11 protein-coding genes and 1 tRNA gene are annotated in these 18317 nt (G+C 72.0%); 1 reads left to right on the top strand and 11 read right to left on the bottom strand.

The features are described 5' to 3' along the window. Positions 1-93: 93 nt before the first annotated feature. The 3 genes from AMK22_RS41170 to AMK22_RS24495 all read right to left on the bottom strand — a co-directional run bounded on the left by AMK22_RS41170 (position 94) and on the right by AMK22_RS24495 (position 2854). On the bottom strand, positions 94-954 hold the full coding sequence (locus AMK22_RS41170) for an oxidoreductase C-terminal domain-containing protein (protein WP_073788315.1): 861 nt from the start codon (positions 952-954) through the stop codon (positions 94-96). A 102-nt stretch (positions 955-1056) separates the two neighbouring features. Next, the gene (locus AMK22_RS24500; RefSeq protein ID WP_079186380.1) at positions 1057-2055 is read right to left on the bottom strand and encodes a LysR family transcriptional regulator; all 999 of its coding nucleotides are present in this window, start codon (positions 2053-2055) and stop codon (positions 1057-1059) included. A gap of 640 nt (positions 2056-2695) precedes the next feature. Beyond that, on the bottom strand, positions 2696-2854 hold the full coding sequence (locus AMK22_RS24495) for a hypothetical protein (protein ID WP_242434119.1): 159 nt from the start codon (positions 2852-2854) through the stop codon (positions 2696-2698). A 37-nt stretch (positions 2855-2891) separates the two neighbouring features. On the opposite strand from AMK22_RS24495, the gene AMK22_RS24490 reads away from it, so the two are divergent. Then, on the top strand, positions 2892-3899 hold the full coding sequence (locus AMK22_RS24490; protein ID WP_158072078.1) for an MFS transporter: 1008 nt from the start codon (positions 2892-2894) through the stop codon (positions 3897-3899). Positions 3900-4389: 490 nt separating this feature from the next. On the opposite strand, the gene AMK22_RS24485 is transcribed toward AMK22_RS24490, so the two are convergent. The 8 genes from AMK22_RS24485 to AMK22_RS24450 all read right to left on the bottom strand — a co-directional run bounded on the left by AMK22_RS24485 (position 4390) and on the right by AMK22_RS24450 (position 18020). After that, positions 4390-4463, bottom strand: a tRNA-Thr gene (locus tag AMK22_RS24485). A 146-nt stretch (positions 4464-4609) separates the two neighbouring features. Further along, on the bottom strand, positions 4610-6136 hold the full coding sequence (locus AMK22_RS24480) for an alpha/beta hydrolase (RefSeq protein ID WP_073788335.1): 1527 nt from the start codon (positions 6134-6136) through the stop codon (positions 4610-4612). A gap of 267 nt (positions 6137-6403) precedes the next feature. Next, the gene (locus AMK22_RS24475; protein WP_073788313.1) at positions 6404-7609 is read right to left on the bottom strand and encodes a DNA polymerase III subunit delta'; all 1206 of its coding nucleotides are present in this window, start codon (positions 7607-7609) and stop codon (positions 6404-6406) included. Positions 7610-8050: 441 nt separating this feature from the next. Continuing rightward, positions 8051-11200 (bottom strand): dTMP kinase, encoded by a 3150-nt coding sequence (gene tmk, locus AMK22_RS24470; protein ID WP_079186371.1) that lies wholly within the window; start codon positions 11198-11200, stop codon positions 8051-8053. Positions 11201-11620: 420 nt separating this feature from the next. Continuing rightward, entirely contained in the window at positions 11621-14536 is a 2916-nt protein-coding gene (topA, locus tag AMK22_RS24465) for a type I DNA topoisomerase (protein ID WP_073788311.1), read from the bottom strand. A 413-nt stretch (positions 14537-14949) separates the two neighbouring features. Further along, complete coding sequence (locus tag AMK22_RS24460; RefSeq protein ID WP_073788310.1) at positions 14950-15147, bottom strand: hypothetical protein; 198 nt, start codon at positions 15145-15147, stop codon at positions 14950-14952. A gap of 600 nt (positions 15148-15747) precedes the next feature. Next, entirely contained in the window at positions 15748-17262 is a 1515-nt protein-coding gene (locus AMK22_RS24455; protein WP_073788309.1) for a N5-glutamine methyltransferase family protein, read from the bottom strand. A 131-nt stretch (positions 17263-17393) separates the two neighbouring features. Beyond that, a complete protein-coding gene (locus tag AMK22_RS24450; protein WP_073788333.1) occupies positions 17394-18020 on the bottom strand; it encodes a small secreted protein in 627 nt (208 codons plus the stop codon). Between the last annotated feature and the right edge of the window lie 297 nt (positions 18021-18317).

Raw genomic sequence — 18317 nt, 5'->3', positions numbered from 1 at the left:
CGACATCACACAGACCCTAGGTCGGTCGCACGGCACGCGGCACTCGGCACGCGGCACTCGGCACACTGCCGTCGCGAGGCGGCCGGTCGGCGCTCAGCCCGTGGCCATCGCCCCGGCGGGGGCGGACACGCCCCCGTTCGCGGAACGCCTGAGATGCTCCGTGAGCGAGAAGCCCGCGCGTGCGGCCTCGGCACGACTCAACGACAGACCGTCGCCCAGGAGTCGGCGGGCCGCCATGTGGTCGCCGGGCCGGTTGACGGACTCGACCGCGATCAGCGCCTCCTGCCGGAACAGGAGAACCGAGAAGGCATCCGCGTCCGGGCTGTCCGCCAGCACCACCTCGGCGTCGTGCCCGTCACCGATTCCCGCGATCTGTACGGTCGTACCGAACTGGTCGCTCCAGAACCAGGGCAGTTCGTCGTACGGGCGCGGCGCCCCGGTGAGCCGCTCGGCGACCAGCTTGGCGTGCCCGACGGCGTTCTGTACGGATTCGAGCCGCATCCGCGGTTGCGTCCGTGACCGCGCCCCCGCCCCTGTCTCCGACTCCGACTGAGGCTGCGACTCCGCCCCCGGCTGCGAACCCGACCCCAGCCGGGACTGCGGCTGGGACCTCGGCCGGGACCGCGGCTGCGTGCCGGGGCCCGACAGCGGGAAGACCGCGCAGTCGCCGATGGCCGAGATGTGCGGGTCGCCGGTCAGCAGCCCGGCATCGACCACGATGCCGCCGGAGACCGCCAGCCCGGCCGTCTCGGCCAGTTCCGTACGGGGCACGACGCCGATGCCGACCAGGACCAGATCCGCCGGCAGTTGGCGACCGTCGGCCGTCCCCACCGCCGCGACCCGGCCGTGACCATCGTCGTGGAAGGCCGTGACGCCCTGGCCGTAGACCAGCCGATTGCCCCGCCGTCCTCGGCCGACGGGATGGCAGCGCGACGGACCGTACCAAACAGTCACCGGTGACGCCAAACCCCCTCACCGGTGGCTCCAGCAACCGCACACGCCCACGGTCTCCCAGGCAGGCGGCCCACAAGTCCCCCGGCCCACAGCTCCGTCGGCCTACGAATCCCCCGGTCCGCCGACCACCGTTCCGCCGGTCTGCAGGTCCGCCGGTCCATCGGCCCGTCGGTCCGCCCGGTCCTGGGCAGCCACGCGGCGCGGATCGGGCTTCCGGTGCGTCATGAACGGTCGACTGGTGATGAACTCACGGAACTTCAGGGCGGCTTCGGACAGGTAGTTGTCGCGGTTCCACACCAGGGTGAGCACCCGGTAGCAGTCGGGCGCGTCCAGGTGCACCCAGGCGACCGGCGTGTGCGAATCCGTACCGGCCCGGCGGGACATCGCCGGGATGAGGCCGATCCCGAGACCGGCGCTGATCATGTCCTGGCTGGCGCCCGGTTCGTCACCCTCGCAGGACAGGCGCGGCGTGAGCCTCTCGGACGCGAACAGCCGGTCGAGGAGCGTGCGTTGCCAGTGTCCGGGACGCGTGCTCACGAAAGGCTCGTCGGCGACCTCGGGGATCCTCACGCTCTCCCGGCCGTCGAGCCAGTGCCCGCGCGGCACCGCGAGCAGCACCTCCTCGCGGGCGAGCTCGACCGATGCGAGGTTCGTGCCGGCCAGCGGCTGCGAGGCCACGCAGAAGTCGACCTCGCCCGCGCGCAGCTGGCGGGTCATCTCCTGCGCGTTCGACTGGAAGAGGCGCACGTCGGCGCGGGGGAAGGCGGCCCGGAAACTGCCGAGGGCGTGGGTGATCGTCAGCAGGGTCTCGGAGGCGACGCCGACCCGTCCGAGCCCCGTGTCACGGGCGTCGCTCAGGGCCCGGCGGCCGTCCTCGAGCTGGCTCAGGGCGTGGTCGACGTGACGCAGGAACATCGCTCCGTACTGATTGAGCCGGATGCGGCGGCCGTGCCGGTCGAAGAGCGGGGAGCCGAGCTCGGCCTCCAGGCGCGCGATGGTGCGGCTGAGCGAAGGCTGGGCGACGCGCAGCTCCTCCGCGGCGCGGCTCATGTGCTCGTAACGCGCGACGGTCTGGAAGCAGCGCAACTGCAGCAGATCCACGGTCCGCCCCACCTCCACTTATGCCTTGGAAGTCATTTTCACATGGCGAAATCGGTCTTGGAAGTCTATAAGCGATGCGGTTTACGGTCTCCATCGGAGTCACCGCACAGGTGACGGGCAAAGGGCGCCCGCCACCTGCACACGCGAAGCGAGGACCCCGGCCCTTCCTGTTCCTGCCGCCATTTCCGCTTCCTGCCCCCATTTCCGCTTCCTGCCGCCATTGCGCATCATTCAGTCCACGACCCACTGCCTACTGTCAGCCACCCACCGCGCACGCCGTCCGCCACGATCGCGAGCCGTCCACCCCTGCGAGGTGCCCATCACCACTGCGGCATCCGCACCGGGCCGAGCCCCGACCCGAATCCCGTGAATCACCCCGCCCCGCCCTCCCCCGAGCGGTGCGGCTCCCCCTGCCCGTACACGTATCCGGGCGTCCGTCGATTCTCTGCGGGTACGTGTACGGGTACGGGCTGCCGCACGCGTACCCGCCACACCGCGCCTGGTCGGCACGACCGCCTCCCGTCGGCGCTCCAACTCCCCCAGAGCGGGGGCACACCAGGGCAGACACACACGAGCAGACGCACCGGGGCGGACGCGCACGCCGGACCGGGCGCACCCCGCCGAAACGGCGGCACCCATGTCAGGACGGCCGCACCGCCATGGCGCGCCGGAGGTGCCGCACGAGGGCCCGCGCCGCAGAACCGGACGGCCCGCCCTCGCGCCACGCGAACACGATGTACCCGCGCATCGGCGGATCCGTGACGCCGAGCATGCGCAACGCGGTCGGCCGGGCAAGCACGAACGGCTCCGGCAGGATGGCGACGCCGAGTCCGCTGATGAGACGCGTGACGCTGCTGTGCGCGGCGCTGATCTACATGCTGGGGACGATCGGCTCGGCGCTGGTGCCGTCGTTCGGTCTGCTGCTGGTGACCCAGGCCGTCGCGGCCGCGGGCACCGGCATGTTCGTACCGGTCGCCGCGGCGACGGCCGCAGCCCTCGTACCGCCCGAGCGCCGCGGCCGTGCGATCGCCATCGTCCTCACGGGCTTCACGGCCGCGACCGCGTTCGGCGCGCCCATCGGCACCGCGTTCGGCAGCCGGTTCGGCTGGCGGGCGACTATGTGGTTCGTGGCGGCCCTCGCCGTCGTCGGCATCGTCGGCCTGCTGAGCCTGGTGCCGCGCGGCATCGCCAGTCCTCCCGCCGAGCCCCTGCGCAGGCGCTTCGCACCGCTCGCCGACTCCCGCGTCGTGACCACCCTGGGCACCACGTTGGTGGCGTTCACCTCCGTCTACATCCTGTACACGTACATCGCCGAGATCTTCACGGACGCGACCGGCGGCTCCGGCAACAAGGTCGCCCTGCTGATGCTGACGCTCGGAACCGTGGCGATCTTCGCCAGCTACGCGGCCGGGGTGCTGACCGACCGGATCGGCGGCCGGGGCGTCATGGCGATCTGCCTCGTCTGGGTCGCCGTCTGCCTGCTCGTGCTGCCCCTGGTCAACGGCACGTACGCCGCCTCGCTCGTCCTCATCGGCGTCTTCGCGGTCACTGCCTTCAGCATGAGCGCGCCACAGCAGCACCGCCTGATCAGCCTGAACCCGAGCCTCGCCGCGGTCCTGGTCTCCCTCCACTCGTCGATCCTCTACCTCGCGATCGCCTTGGCCGGCGCCCTCGGCGGACTCGGCATCAACGTGGGCGGATCGGGCTCGCTGGGCTTCATCGCGGCAGCACTGGCGGTCCTCGCCCTCCTGCTCTCCGAGCTCTCCCACCGCCTCGTCCTGCGCCGCCCGACGCCGGCCGCCACCACACCCGCCACGACCACCACAGCCGACGCCACCGACTGACACCGGCCGCGGCGACCGACCGCCCCGCCAACAGGTCCAACGACTGGCCCGACCTGTGTGCGGGGCCGGGACCGGGTCCGCCCGGCCCCGGCCCAACGGGCTTCCCCGGACGCCTCACCACGGCCCCGCCCCGGATCAGCCCTCTGCCTCCGCCCCCGGGAAGAACACCTGGCCGGTCGGGGAGACCCGCTCGCCGCCAACTCGGCGGAGCCCACGAGAAGTTCATCCCGCGTCGAGGGCAGCGCGACGTTCACGCCGGTCAGATCGAGTGAGGCCGTGAAGGTCGCCATGCGCATCGCGCGCAGCGCCAGTCGCCGAGGCCGAGGACGCCGTACGGGAGACCTGGACCGTGACCGCCGCCCTCGACCTTGGTGCCTTCACGGCGTGATGGTGAGGCATGGAGGCACAGGGGCGCGGACGGGTGTCTTCCCAGGAAGCCCGAGCAACAGAAAACCCCGGATCAGCGAGCATCTGATCCGGGGTTTTTCTGAGCCGCCTTCGGGATTCGAACCCGAGACCTACGCATTACGAGTGCGTTGCTCTGGCCAACTGAGCTAAGGCGGCACGCCCGTCGCACTATGGTGCGATCAGCGGCGTCGCCAAGTCTACACAGTTTCCGGGGGTACTCCGTACCACCCCGGATCCGGGCCGTCTCCGCAGGTCAGCGGCCCAAAGGCGGCGAAGACGGGCGGAACGGAGGGCACAAGCGGTCAGGAGCAGCGCTTGCCGTCGGCCGGCGGGGTGCCGTCCAGGAGGTAGGTATTGATCGCCGTGTCGATGCAGTCGCTGCCGCGGCCGTACGCGGTGTGGCCGTCGCCCTGGTAGGTGAGAAGCGTGCCGGAGGAGAGCTGGTCGGCGAGCGACTCGGCCCACTTGTACGGGGTGGCCGGGTCACGCGTGGTGCCGACCACCACGATCGGGGCCGTGCCCTCGGCCTCGATGCGATGAGGGGTGCCCGTGGGGCGGACCGGCCAGTGGGCGCAGTTCAGGGCGGCCCACGCGAAGGACCGGCCGAAGACCGGCGACGCCTTCTCGAAGTCGGGGAGCGCACGGATGACGGCTCGGGCGTCGGCGAAGGCGGGCGGCTGGTCCAGGCAGTTCACGGCGGCGTTCGCGAACATCAGGTTCGCGTACGTGCCGTTCGGCTCGCGCTCGTAGTAGCTGTCCGACAGGGCGAGCAGACCGGAGCCGTCGCTCTTCGCGGCGCCGACGAGCGCGTTGCGGAGCTGGGGCCAGGACGATTCGTCGTACATGGCGGCAATCACCCCGGTGGTGGCGAGGGACTCGGTGAGCTCGCGGGTGTCGCCCGTGGGGATCGGCTTGGCGTCGAGGGCGGCGAAGAGCCCCTTCAGGCGGGTGGCCGCGTCGGCGGTGGAGGTCGTGCCGAGCGGGCAGTCCGCCCTCTTCACGCAGTCGGCGGCGAAGGACTGGAACGCGGTCTCGAAGCCCGCCGTCTGGTCACGGTTCACGTCGAGGGCGGAGAGCGAGGGGTCCATCGCTCCGTCCAGGACCATCCGGCCGACCCGGGCCGGGAAGAGTTCGGCGTACGCGGCACCGAGGTAGGTGCCGTACGACGCTCCGACGTAGTGCAGCTTCTCGTCGCCCAGCAGCGCCCGCAGCATGTCCATGTCGCGGGCGGTCTCGGCGGTGGAGACATGCGGGAGCACCTGAGCCGAGTGCTGTTCGCAGCCGCCCGCGAACCTCTGGTACGCGGCGCCCAACCGGGCGACCTCGGTCTCGTCGTCGGGCGTCTGGTCGACCTGGGTGTAAGCGTCCATCTGCGGGCCGGTGAGGCACTCGATGGGTTCGCTGCGAGCGACCCCGCGCGGGTCGACGGCCACCATGTCGTAGCGGGCCCGGACCGGGGCGGGGTAGCCGAGGGCCGCGAAATTCTGGAGGTAGGCGACGGCCGAGCCTCCAGGGCCGCCGGGATTCACCAGGAGCGAGCCGATCCGCTCCCCGGGGCCGGTGGCCCTGGTGCGGGAGACGGCCAGATCGATGTCGCCGCCGTCGGGCTTCGCGTAGTCCAGGGGCGCCTTCATCGTCGCGCACTGGAACCCCTCGACCCCGCAGTCCCGCCACTGCAGCCGCTGCTCGTAGTACGGCTGGAGCGCGGCCGGGACGGCGGGGGCGGACGGGGACGGGTTCGCCGAACCGCCGCCGCTGCAACCGGAGACGAGGAGGCCGGCAATGCCGAGCGCGAGGGCGAAAATGCGGAGCGGGCGCCTGGTGTCCATCCCCGGAGCGTAGTCGCCGGACGGCACCTCGCCCGCTTTACCGCCCATACGGGTGAAAAATCAGTAACGAAACGTGACGAACGATGACATCGGCGATGACGCGGTGCGCTACCTGTGGTCACGGCGGGGGTGGTGCTGGGGCAGTGCGCTGCCGATGGCGTTGGGGATGCCAGGGGCGATGGGGATGGGACGGCGGTCGTGACGGGGATGGGTGACGGCGGTGGTGATCCGGGAGGGAAAGCGGGAACAGGACGGCGGCGCCGTACGTCAGCCCGCGCGCAGCGCCATCGTCATCGCCTCCACCGCGAGCAGCGGCGCGACGTTGCGGTCCAGCGCCCGGCGGCACGCGATCACCGCCTCTATCCGGCGCAGGGTCCGCTCGGGGGTGGAGGAGCCGGCCACGCGGTCGAGGGCGTCCTGCGTGTCCGCGTTGGCGATGGCGATCCGCGAGCCCATCTGCAGAGCCAGCACATCACGGTAGAAGCCCGTCAGCTCGCTGAGCGCGAGATCGAGGCTGTCGCGCTGGGTACGGGTCTTGCGGCGCTTCTGCCGGTCCTCCAGCTCCTTCATCACGCCCGCCGTCCCCCGCGGCATCCGGCCTCCGGCGGCGGCACCGAGGGCGGCCTTCAGTTCTTCCGTCTCCTTGGCGTCGACCTCCTCCGAGACCTGCTTGGCGTCCTCCGCGGCGGTGTCGATCAGCTCCTGGGCCGCCTTGAGACAGCCCCCGATCTCCTCGACCCGCAGCGGCATCTTCAGGACGGCGGCACGCCGGGAGCGGGCCCGCTCGTCCGTGGCGAGGCGACGGGCCCGACCGATGTGGCCCTGGGTGGCACGGGCGGCGGACGCGGCCCGCTCCGGATCGATGCCGTCGCGCCTGATCAGCACGTCGGCCACCGCGTCCACGGAGGGCGTGCGCAGGGTGAGGTGGCGGCAGCGGGAACGGATGGTGGGAAGCACGTCCTCGAGCGAGGGCGCGCAGAGCAGCCAGACCGTGCGGGGAGCCGGTTCCTCAACGGCCTTCAGCAGGACGTTCCCCGCGCCCTCGGTGAGCCGGTCCGCGTCCTCCAGCACGATGACCTGCCAGCGACCGCCGGCCGGGGACAGCTGGGCGCGTCGGACCAGCTCGCGGGTCTCCTTCACGCCGATGGAGAGCAGATCCGTACGGACCACCTCGACGTCCGCATGTGTACCGATGAGGCTGGTGTGACAACCGTCGCAGAAGCCGCACCCGGGCGCGCCGCCCAGGGCCCGGTCGGGGCTGACGCACTGGAGGGCGGCGGCGAAGGCCCGGGCCGCGGTGGCACGACCGGAGCCGGGGGGGCCGGTGAACAGCCAGGCGTGGGTCATCTTCGATCCCGGCGGCACCGGCTCCCCCGCGGCGTGCGCGGTGACCAGCGCATCGGCGTCCCGGGCGGCGGCACCGAGCTGCTCCTGCACCCGGTCCTGCCCGACCAGGTCGTCCCATACGGTCATGGGTCACCGCCCTTCCGGTGGTGTGCGGCCTCGTGGCCGCACATTGTCGTGCTGTCCGCTGTCGTACGCCGTGCCGACGTGTCGTACGCCGTGCTGTCGTGCACCCGTGCACCGTCGTGCCGTGTGCCGTGGTCTCCTGCGCCGGGTTGTCGCACGATACGGCCGCACGGCCCACGCGACGGGGCTGTCGTTGCGCTCGGCCCCGTCCGCCCGGACCGACCGCGCCCGAACCCGGCCCTGCCGGTCCCGGCCCATGTCCGGACTCCATTGTGAGGGACGGGTCTGACAATCCCGGCAGGGCCGGGCGGGTCCGGTCCGGACTCCGACCGGGCCGACGGGCCGCAGACCGGCGAACCAGCCGGCCTACGGACAGGACGTCCGCCCCGCGGCCCGGCCCCTTCGGCCGCCCACCCGGATGCCCGCCCCTCACCCCGCACCGCCTCAGCGGCGCGGGCGGCGTCCCCGTCCCTTGGAGCCCGGGTCCTCGTCGTCCCCATGGTCGCCGCCCAGCAGCTCGTCCGCCAGCGTCGGCAGGTCGTCCAACGGGGTCTCCTCGGCCCAATCGGGGCGCGGGCGCCGGGAGCGGCTCTCCTGACCGTCCCAGCGGTCCCGCGCCTGCTGCGCCCCGGTGCCGCCCGCGTGCGGGTCGTCGATCTGCGGGAGCTCGCGCGTGCGCTCGTTCTCGCTCTCCGCCACGAAGCCCACCGACGGGCGCTCGTCACGGAAGATGCCCCGCGGAACCCGGTCTGCCGGATCCGCCGAGCGCGCGTCACGCGCACCCCAGGCATCCCTCGACTCCCGCACGTCATGCGCACCCCCCGTGTCACGAGGACGCCGCGCGTCCCGTACCGGGGGCTGTCCGTCCCGTACCGGAGGAAGGATCGCCGTCTCGTCGTCGGAGCGCGCGGGACGCGTGGTCGGCGAGGGCACCTGCTGCGTCACGTCGTTCGGATCGACGATCGGTGTCGGCACCGTGACCTCGTTGTCCGGCACGAACGCCGCCTCGGCCCTGGCCGCCTCCGCCGCCTCGGCCCGGCGCCGGGCCTCCTCGGCGCGCAGCAGGGCCTCCTCGGCGGCCCGCTGCTTCTCCAGACGCTGTTCCTCGGCCTCCTTGCGCTGCCTGGCCTCCTCCTCGGCCCTCTTGCGCAGCCTCTCCTGCTCCGCCTCGCGGGCCGCCTCCTCGGCCTCCCGCTTGCGCCGCTCCTCCTCGGCCTTGCGCCGGGCCTCCTCCGCCCGCTGCCGGGCCTCCTCCGCCTGGCGTTCGGCCTCGCGCCTGCGCGCCTCCTCCAGCTCGCGGCGCTTACGTTCCTCCTCCTCGGCCCGGAGTTTGGCGAGCTGTTCCTGTCGCTCGCGCTCCAGCCGCTCCTCCTCGGCCTTGCGGGCCGCCTCCTCCTCTGCCTTGCGCCGGGCCTCCTCCTCGGCCTTCCTGCGCGCCTCCTCCTGGGCCTTGATCTCGGCCTCGGAGAGCGGAAGGAGCTGGTCGAGGCGGTGGCGCACGACCGTGCTGATCGTCTCCGGGTCCTGCCCCGCGTCCACCACCAGGTAGCGGGTCGGGTCGGCCGCGGCCAGCGTCAGGAAGCCGGCCCGCACCCGGGCGTGGAACTCCGGCGGCTCGGACTCCAGCCGGTCGGGCGCCTCGGTGAACCGTTCCCTCGCGGTCTTCGGATCGACGTCCAGCAGGACGGTCAGGTGCGGTACGAGCCCGCTCGTGGCCCAGCGCGAGATCCGGGCGATCTCGGTCGGGGAGAGATCACGGCCGGCGCCCTGGTAGGCGACGGACGAGTCGATGTAACGGTCGGAGATGACGATCGCACCGCGCTCCAGCGCCGGGCGGACCAGCGAGTCGACGTGCTCGGCGCGGTCGGCGGCGTACAGCAGCGCCTCGGCCCGGTTGGAGAGACCGGCCGACGACACGTCGAGCAGGATCGAGCGCAGCCGCTTGCCGACCGGGGTCGCGCCCGGCTCCCGGGTGACGACGACCTCGTGGCCCTTGGCGCGGATCCACTCGGCGAGTGCCTCGACCTGGGTGGACTTTCCGGCGCCGTCGCCGCCCTCCAAGGCCAGGAAGAACCCGGTCTTCGCGGGCGCCACGTCCGGTTCCCCGCCGCGCAGTGCCTCGCGCAGGTCACGGCGCAGCGGCACGCCGGAGCGGTCGTCCGTCTTCGCGAGGACGATCACCGCGACGGGCAGCAGCAGCGCGCCGATCAGCATCAGGGCGAAGGCCGCTCCGCCGTGGGCGAAGACGAACGCTCCCGACTCCAGCCGGTGCGCGCCGATCGCTGCGGACAGCAGCGGGCCGACGAGCGCGCCGAGCCCGACGACGACCCGTACGACGGCCTGGAGGTGCTCCGTGATCCTGGCCCGGCGGGACTCCTCGGTCTCCTGGTCGATCAGGACGTGGCCGGTGCGTGCGGCGGCCCCCGCCGCGTACCCGGCGAGCACCGTGATCACCACGACGGTCGCCGTGTCCGGCACCAGGCCCATGGCGAGCAGCGCGACGCCCGTGACGGCGACGGCCAGCGCGAGCAGCCGCCGCCGCGACAGCGTGGGCAGCACCTTCCCGGCGGTACGGATGCCGATGCCCGTGGCGCCGGTCAGTCCGAGGATCAGCAGGGCGAACGTGACGGGTCCGCCGCCCAGCTCTCCGGCGTGCAGGGCGGCGACGGCAGCGGCGGCGGCGATGGCCCCGGCGACGGCGGCCGACGCACCGATGATCACCGGTACGGCGCCGGTGCGGCCCCGGTCGGGTCCGCCGTCGGCCGACGGCCGGCGCAGGCCCTCCAGCGGCGAGCGCGGGCGGGGCGTCTGCGAACCGGGCAGTTCCAGGAAGTACAGGGTGGAGATCGAGGCCGCGAACAGACCGGCCGCGACGTACGAGCCGAGCGCCGCCTGGTGGAGCGAGAACCACTCCAGGCCCGAGCCCAGCAGGTTGCCGACCAGGGTGGCGGCCAGCAGACCGGCCCCGGCGACCGGGATGGCGGCGAAGTCGGTACGGAGGGAGAGTCGGCGCAGGGCGTCGAGGTGATCGGGCAGGGGACGTACCGCCGCGCCCTCGGGGGGCGGCGCGGGCAGCAGCGCGGGTGCGGCGCCGTCCTTGGCGACCGCCCAGAGGCGCTCGGCCGCACCGACGACGAAGACGGTGATGAGGATCATCATGAGCGCCTGAGCCGGCATCCAGTCGATCCACAGCGGCGCGACGACCAGCAGCGCGAGCCGCAGCCCGTCCGTCCCGATCATCAGCCAGCGCCGGTCCAGCGGTCCGCCCGGCGCCGTGAGCGTCGTCAGCGGACCGAGGAGTACGGCCCCGAAGATCAGGGTGGCGAGAATCCGGGCACCGAACACCGCGGCGACGGCGAACGCCGCCCCTCGATATCCGGCTCCGAATGAGCCCTCCTGGACCGCCGCCTGCAGCGACATCAGCACCAGCGCGAGAAGGGCGAGGGCATCGCCGATGCTTCCGACGAGCTGGGCGCTCCACAACCGCTTCAGCGGCGGGATGCGCAACAAGGCTCGTACGGCGCGCTCGCGTGAGTCTGCGGCAAGTGTGTCGGAGGTGGGGCTCACGACCGTTGGCTGCTCGGCTCGCGTCATCCGCCCAGCCTATCCGGATCGGACGACTCCCCGGAGGCCACGCCCGAACATGTGGACGACGAGGGCGCGGTGTGCGGGCAGCTCGGGGCGTGCGACAGGAGCACGGACGACGCGCTGCGGAGGTGGCCCGGCCGCAGCCGCCCACGCCTCACGCCCCGCCGGACCGGCGGCGTCCCCGTACGAGAAACCCCCGCCGGAAACTCCCCCGTACGAAAACCGGGCCGCCTCCCGCGCGAGGGCGGACCGCTTCCCATACGGAACGGGCCGCCCCGTACAAGACGGGGCGGCCCGCACTGAAGCGGGACGCCCCTCCGATCAGCTCACGGTCCCAGGCCCCGGCCCGGTCCCATCCACGCCTCGGCCCTCGGTCAGCCCACCGATACTCCGGCCCCGGTCAGCCCACCGGTACCGGGTCCTCGGTCAGCTCTCCCCGGCGGCCGCGGACGCCGCCGTGGTCCCCTTCGCGGCGGCCGTCTTCTTCGCCGCCGTCTTCTTCGTGGCCGTGGTCTTCTTCGCCGCGGTCTTCTTGGCGGTCGCCGCCGTCTTCTTGGCGGTCGTGGTCTTCTTGGCGGTCGTGGTCTTCTTGGCCGCCGTCTTCTTCGCGGCCGTCTTCTTGGCCGGGGCCTTCTTCGCCGTCTTCTTCTTCGCGGGCCCCTTGGCACGCTTCTCGGCGAGCAGCTCGTAACCACGTTCCGGCGTGATCGTCTCGACGCTGTCGGCGGTCCGCAGCGTGGCGTTGGTCTCGCCGTCGGTCACATACGGGCCGAAGCGGCCGTCCTTGACCACGACCGGCGCCCCGCTCACCGGGTCCGTGCCGAGCTCCTTCAGCGGCGGCTTGGCGGCGGCGCGACCGCGCTGCTTGGGCTGCGCGTAGATCGCGAGGGCCTCTTCGAGGGTGATGTCGAAGAGCTGCTCCTCGGAGGCGAGCGAACGCGAGTCCGTGCCCTTCTTCAGGTACGGGCCGTAGCGGCCGTTCTGCGCGGTGATCTCGACGCCGTCGGTGTCCTCGCCGACGACGCGGGGCAGCGACATCAGCCGGAGCGCGTCGGCCAGCGTCACCGTCTCCAACGACATGGACTTGAAGAGGGAGGCGGTCCGCGGCTTCACCGCGCTCTTGCCGGTCTTCGGGGTGCCCTCGGGCAGCACCTCGGTGACGTACGGGCCGTAGCGACCGGCCTTGGCGACGATCTGGTGCCCGGTGATCGGGTCCGTACCGAGTTCGAAGTCGCCGCTCGGCTTGGCCAGCAGCTCCTCCGCGTACTCCACGGACAGCTCGTCCGGAGCCAGGTCCTCCGGCACGTCCGCGCGCTGGTGGCCCTCCGCGTCCTTCTCGCCGCGCTCGATGTACGGCCCGTAGCGGCCGACCCGCAGCTTGATGCCGTTGCCGACGAGGAACGAGGAGATCTCCCGGGCGTCGATCGCGCCGAGGTCGGTGACGAGTTCCTTCAGGCCGCCGAGGTGGTCGCCGTCGCCGTTGCCCGCGTCGGAGGCCGCGCCCGCGCCCGCGCCCGCCAGGTCGTCGCCGCCCGCGCCGAAGTAGAAACGCTTCAGCCACGGCACGGCCTGGGCCTCGCCCCGCGCGATGCGGTCGAGGTCGTCCTCCATCTTCGCGGTGAAGTCGTAGTCGACGAGTCGGCCGAAGTGCTTCTCCAGCAGGTTGACCACGGCGAACGAGAGGAAGGACGGGACGAGCGCCGTGCCCTTCTTGAAGACGTAGCCGCGGTCCAGGATCGTGCCGATGATCGACGCGTACGTAGACGGGCGGCCGATCTCGCGCTCTTCGAGCTCCTTGACCAGCGAGGCCTCGGTGTAGCGGGCCGGGGGCTTGGTGGCGTGCCCGTCGGCCGAGATCTCCTCGGCGGACAGCGCGTCGCCCTCGGCGACCTGCGGGAGGCGGCGCTCACGGTCGTCGAGCTCGGCGTTCGGGTCGTCGGCGCCCTCGACGTACGCCTTCATGAACCCGTGGAACGTGATCGTCTTGCCGGACGCGGAGAACTCGGCGTCCCGGCCGTCGCTCGCCCGGCCGCCGATCCTGACGGTGACGGAGTTGCCGACCGCGTCCTTCATCTGGGAGGCGACGGTCCGCTTCCAGATCAGCTCGTAGAGCCGGAACTGGTCACCGGTGAGGCCGGTCTCGGCGGGGGTACGGAAGCGGTCGCCGGACGGGCGGATCGCCTCGTGCGCCTCCTGCGCGTTCTTGACCTTCCCGGCGTACGTGCGCGGCTTGTCCGGCAGGTAGTCGGCCCCGTACAGCTGCGTGACCTGCGCCCGGGCTGCGGCGACCGCCGTGTCCGAGAGGATCGTGGAGTCCGTACGCATGTACGTGATGAAGCCGTTCTCGTACAGCTTCTGCGCGACCTGCATGGTGGCCTTGGCGCCGAAGCCCAGCTTCCGGCTCGCCTCCTGCTGGAGGGTCGTCGTACGGAAGGGGGCGTACGGGGAACGGCGATACGGCTTCGACTCGACGGAACGCACGGCGAACGCGCTGTCGGCGAGCGCGGCGGCCAGCGCGCGGGCATTCACCTCGTCCAGGTGCAGCACCTGGCCGGAGCCGGACTTCAGCCGGCCGTCCGGGCCGAAGTCACGGCCCTGGGCGACACGGCGGCCGTCGACCGTGTTGAGGCGGGCGGTGAAGGTCGACGGGTCGGAGGCGTCCGCCCCATTCGCACCCGTTCCGGTGGAGAACGTTCCGGTCAGGTCCCAGTACTCGGCGGAGCGGAAGGCGATGCGCTCGCGCTCCCGCTCGACGACGAGACGGGTCGCCACGGACTGGACGCGCCCGGCCGACAGCCGCGGCATGACCTTCTTCCACAGGACCGGCGAGACCTCGTAGCCGTAGAGCCGGTCGAGGATGCGGCGGGTCTCCTGGGCGTCGACCATGCGCTGGTTGAGCTCGCGCGGGTTGGCGACGGCGGCCCGGATCGCGTCCTTGGTGATCTCGTGGAAGACCATCCGGTGGACCGGGACCTTGGGCTTCAGGACTTCCTGCAGGTGCCACGCGATGGCTTCGCCCTCGCGGTCCTCATCGGTGGCGAGGAAGAGTTCGTCGGATTCGGCGAGAAGCTGCTTGAGCTTCCTGACCTGGGCCTTCTTGTCCGCGTTGACGACATAGACGGGCTGGAAGTCGTGCTCGACGTCGACGCCGAGCCGACGCACCTCGCCGGTGTACTCCTCCGGGACCTCTGCGGCACCGTTCGGCAGGTCGCGGATGTGCCCGACACTCGCCTCGACGACGTATCCGGGGCCGAGGTAGCCCTTGATCGTCTTCGCCTTGGCAGGCGACTCGACGATGACGAGTCGGCGGCCGCCCTGTGCGGTCTCGCTGGTCGGGGACAACTTCGCTCTTCTCTCCGGTCGACGCTCGGTGGGCATCCGGGCAGCGGCATGACGCCGCCGACGGTGCCGTCGCTGCGGAGTGTGACGGTACAACCCGCCCCCGTGTCAAACGGCAAAAGCCCGCAACGGCCACTCGAACGGTAACCCGACTCCCGGCATTCCTGCCGCCCGGAGTACCCGGTCCGTCGGGCGTACGACCGCTGCCCGCCGGCTCCCGACCACTGCGGCACCACCGCCGGCGGCGCGTGGTGTCCGCCACCGGGCACGGGCCCTCCGGGCGTGTTTCTCACCTTCCCCACCCTGCCCCGTGTGTCCCCCGCCATGTCCCGCCGGGCGGGATCCGCGATGCCCCCGGGGGTCCGCCATGCGTGGCGACAGCCGGCAAAAACCCGTGGGTCCCGGTGGGAAGTGGATCAGATGCGAGTGAAGCACCACACACCGAGAACGAGAAAAAGTACGCCGAACACAGTGGCGAGCGCGGCGGAAGCGAGGGGGCTCACTCCATGCGCCACCGGCGCGCGGCGCATCACGCGCGCCCCCGTCCACAGCAGCAGCGCGGCGCCGAACAGCGTGAACACTGCTCCGGCGAGAACCGCTGGTCCGCTCTCCATGTCCGTCCGCCTCCCTGTCGCTGTTCGGCCGGGGCCGTGTCGTCCGGTCAGGTGGAGGCTGTCACCCCCGGGCGTCGCGGACGCGAACCCCGGGTGAATGGCCGGATTCACCCGCCACCGGGCCGACGCGGACTTCGACTCGGGCTCGGACGCCGATTCGGGCGCCGGACGCCGGTTCGGGCGCGACCTCGGCTCGGGGCCGGGACGCCGAGCCGGGGCCCGGCCGGGAGACGCGGGACCGGTCCAGAGGCCGATCAGGGGTGGCGGCCGGCCCGAAGCCGCTCAGGAACGCCGCGCCGAAGCCGGGAGGCGGCCCGGAAGCCGCTCGGGACACTGGTCCGTCCCGAAACCGAACCGGAACCGAACCGGCGGCAGACGCCGGACACCTCCCCGTCCCGGCTCGGGGTCCGTCGTACGGGTCCCGCCACCGAGCGCAACCGGAACACGAGACACGACGGCGAACCACTGGGCGACAAGAACGGCACCGCCGGTGAAGAGGACGTTCACCATGTACAGAGGCACACCCCGCCCCGGAACCGCTTCGAACCGGAACGACCCGAACCAGAACAGAACGGCCCCTTCCGGATCACGGCGACACCGTCACTCGGCCGACCCCACCGGCTCCAGGAACCCTTCCTCCACCAACAACCGGATCGCCTGCGGGGTGCGGTCGCGCAGCAGCACCGGGTCCTCGTTCATCAACTGGGCGATCGCGTCCAGGATCCGGCCCGCCGGCAGCGTCCCGTCGCACACGCCCGCGAAGCCCGCGCCGACGGCGTCGACCTTCGTCGCGCGCCGCATACCGCGGTTCTGACGGAGCACCACGTGCTCGGGGTCCTCCGCTCCGGGCAGGCCGACCTGCTCCTGCACGACCTCGGCGGCGAGCGCGAACCGCCCGGCCAACAGCGCGGCGTCGTCCTGCTCGCGGAGGTAGTCCTGGCGGGCGAAGTGGGCCTGCACGGCCGGCCCGAGCGGCTGCTCCACCGCGTGCGGCCATTCCTCGATCACGACGGACGGATTCCCGGCCGCGGCCGCGGCGGACTTCCGCAGGGTGATCCAGCCGAAGCCGACGCTCCTGGTCCTGCGGGCCTCGAACTCGTCCAGCCAGGCGTCGTACCGGGCCGCGTACTCGGCGGGGTCCGTACGGTGGTCGCCGCTGTCGCGCAGCCACAGCTCCGCGTACTGCGTGACGTCCTGGACCTCACGCTGCACGATCCAGGCGTCGCAGCCGTAGGGCACCCAGGAACTCAGCCGGTTCTGCCACTCCTCGCCCTCCACGTGCTGCCAGTTGGCCAGGAAGTGGGCGTATCCGCCTTCGTTGAGCCGGTCGCCCGTCTGCTGTACCAGGGTCCGGCACAGGTCGTCGCCGCCCATGCCTCCGTCGCGGTAGGTGAGACGGGCGCCGGGCGAGATGACGAACGGCGGGTTGGAGACGATCAGGTCGTACTTCTCCGTGCCGACCGGCTCGTACAGGGAGCCCAGGCGCAGGTCCGCCGCCGGTGCGCCGGACAGGGCCAGCGTCAGCCGGGTGAACTCCAGTGCGCGCGGGTTGAGATCGGTGGCCGTCACCCGACCGGCGTGCTGCGAGGCGTGCAGTGCCTGGATGCCTGAGCCCGTACCGATGTCGAGCACGGAGGCGACCGGCGTACGGACGGTGATTCCGGCGAGGGTGGCGGACGCCCCGCCGACTCCGAGGACCACGCCCTCCTCGCGCGAACCGATGCCGCCCGCGCCGCCGACCGAGCAGCCCAGGTCGGAGACGATGTACCAGTCCTGCCCCTCGGGCCCGCTGTACGGACGCACGTCGACAGCGGCCCGCACCTCGTCACCGGCGCGGACCACCCAGCCGTCCTCCATGCACTCCGCCAGCGGAAGCGCGGCTCGGGCCCGCTCGTGGGGGACGGGGCGCTGGAGCAGGAAGAGCCGCACCAGGGTGTCGAGCGGGGACGCCCCCCGGGTGGCGCGCAGCGCCGGAACCGTCTCGCTGCGGGCGAGAGCGGCATAGGCGGGCGCACCGAGCAGGTCGAGGAGCCCGTCGGCGGTGAAGGCGGCGGCGAGCAGGGCTTCGCGGAGCCGGGGCGAACGGTCGGGCACGGGAAGGCGGGTCGTACTCACCCGACCATTGTGTCCGCTCCCACCGACAACGGCAGCGGCCCGGCACCCATAGGACTGTCCGGGCCGCTCGGACCACCCGGGCCGCTCACGCCGCCCGGCCCACCGGGCCGAACGGATACCGGGCCGACCGGTCAGGACTCCTTGCTGGGCGAGGTGGACGGCGCCGCCGGGGCGCCCGATCCCGGAGTGGTGTTCTTGGGCGGCACCGAGGCCGTCGGCTTCTGGCAGCCCTTCTGCTTCGCCATCGCGGTGGCGACCTCGCCGGACTGAAGCCTCTTCAGGGCCTGGTCACCATTGGAGCTGATCTTGTTCAGCTCGTCCGCGATGCCCTTGAGGCCGTCGGCGAACTTCGCCTGGTCCTTCGTATCGAGGGCGTCGACCTTCTTCTGCAGGTCCGCGTACGCCGCGGAGGAGGTGTTGAGCTCCTTCACAGCGTCCTTGTGCGTGGCCTCGCCGTTGTCGACGGGCGGCGGGCCCGCGGACTCGACGGCCTTGCCCAGCGCCTTGTACGCCTGCGAGATCTGCTGGAAGGCGGCCGAGTCGGTCTTCTGGACGTCGGCGGGCTTGCTGTTGTCGGCGGTCTGCTGCTGGATGGCGGCGTTGGCGTTCGCGATCTTCTGCAGCTGGGGCTGGACCTGGTCGCAGACCTTCTTGGCCCAGTCGTTCACCTTCTCGCTCTTGTCGTCGCCACCACAGCCCGACAGCGTGAGTACCAGTACCGCACCGCCGGACAGTGCGGACGCAAGCTTCTTGTTCACCGGATCGGTCCCTTCCAAGACTCTCGGCCCCGGAACTTACACGTCGGGCGCCCTCCATCCGGGTGCCTCTCGTCCGATGGATCACCTTTTGCAGCCATTTGCACCAAGGAGAATGAGGGAGATACAACTCACCCGCACAGCTACCGAAAACGGGAACACCCGAGCGAACAGCATGACGCACGCATGTACACACATGCATGCGTACGGGTACGGGGGCCTACAGGCGGCGAACACCCCACGAACCACCCGCCACCCGCCACCCAGCACCCGGCTGCACCACCGCACCACCCCGCCCGC

This window comes from Streptomyces sp. CB01580, from assembly GCF_001905795.1.
Lineage (GTDB): Bacteria > Actinomycetota > Actinomycetes > Streptomycetales > Streptomycetaceae > Streptomyces.
Note: the sequence above shows the minus strand (reverse complement) of the source record. Positions and strands in the feature narration are given on the sequence as shown.